Annotated in this window: 1 protein-coding gene; it reads right to left on the minus strand. The window is 31.8% G+C overall.

The window, feature by feature from the left end:
• Positions 1-192: 192 nt before the first annotated feature.
• On the minus strand, positions 193-348 hold the full coding sequence (locus tag ACFIL8_RS11870; protein ID WP_375638156.1) for a hypothetical protein: 156 nt from the start codon (positions 346-348) through the stop codon (positions 193-195).
• Positions 349-695 lie beyond the last annotated feature (347 nt).

The following is a 695-nucleotide window of genomic DNA, read 5'->3' on the forward strand; positions in this document are numbered from 1 at the left end:
AAGAAGTTCTATAAATTATTCCAGTTTTTGCATACCAAATTGGAGAAATAGTATACTTCTATCTGTTTGTCTAATTTCTAAACTGGGCAGACAATCTTCATTGAGCCAAAACATGAGGTGATATAAAGTTAAAAATTAACGCTCATCTTTACGATCATTTTTAAATTCGGCTTTAACAACTTTCAAAAACATCTACGGTAGTGTTTTTGAATAATGAAAATTACGCACTGTCGCACGTTGTTTCTTTTGTCCTTTAATAGAGTTACGCTTCTCACGCAAAATAGAACGCCCACAGTACCGCCCATAACGTTGTACATTAAAGCGTTTTTTTAAAGATAGTTTTCTCAATATACATCATATTCATTGACGGTCTGCATGAAGTATAGAAAAACCACAGAACATCATCATTTTACTTAAAATAAAAGGCACTAGCATTTTCTTTATCTGTTCTCAATATTACGATAGCCTTTGTCATTTGAAAGAGAGAGGCATTTTGACTCATTTCTTAAACGTTTTTATCCATACACTAGCTCTGTTTTATAATGGGGAAGCAAAAAATTTATTGATTCATTATGAGAAGATTTAAAATGAGAGAGGCTCGCGATATTCAGAGTTTTCATTTAAATTGCAAAACAATAAACGATCATTATAAATCAATGCGTTATCCAATGAATCGAAGAGGATTGGTGTGTTTT

The sequence above is a fragment of the Bartonella sp. AP57NXGY genome (assembly GCF_042195805.1).
GTDB lineage: Bacteria > Pseudomonadota > Alphaproteobacteria > Rhizobiales > Rhizobiaceae > Bartonella.